Below are 304 nucleotides of genomic sequence, written 5' to 3'. Positions count from 1 at the left end.
ATCATCACCTTGATAATCGCACGTTAAACGCTCTTCGGCTTTGTTGCTGTAATCGATATCTTCCGCAGAAATATTTAATTCTGCACCTGCAATCTTCAGGCGTATTTGGTGTGTGGTTTTGTTAGAGAAAATACTAACACGACGCACAGAGTTTAAAAATTGCGTACGGTCAATACTTAATTTATTTGGATTCTCCTTTGGGATTACCGCTTCGTAATTAGGGTATTTCCCATCTATCACACGACAAATCAACTCAGAATTTTCAAAAGTAAACTTTGCGTTTGAGTCGTTGTATTCAATCGTT

Annotated in this window: 1 pseudogene; it reads right to left on the bottom strand. The window is 37.5% G+C overall.

Going from position 1 to position 304, the window contains the following annotated elements:
- A pseudogene (locus EYD45_RS16625) lies at positions 1-304 on the bottom strand (DNA polymerase III subunit beta); the annotation flags it as partial.

It is taken from the genome of Hyunsoonleella flava, assembly GCF_004310325.1.
Classification (GTDB): Bacteria; Bacteroidota; Bacteroidia; order Flavobacteriales; family Flavobacteriaceae; genus Jejuia; species Jejuia flava.
Note: the sequence above shows the minus strand (reverse complement) of the source record. Positions and strands in the feature narration are given on the sequence as shown.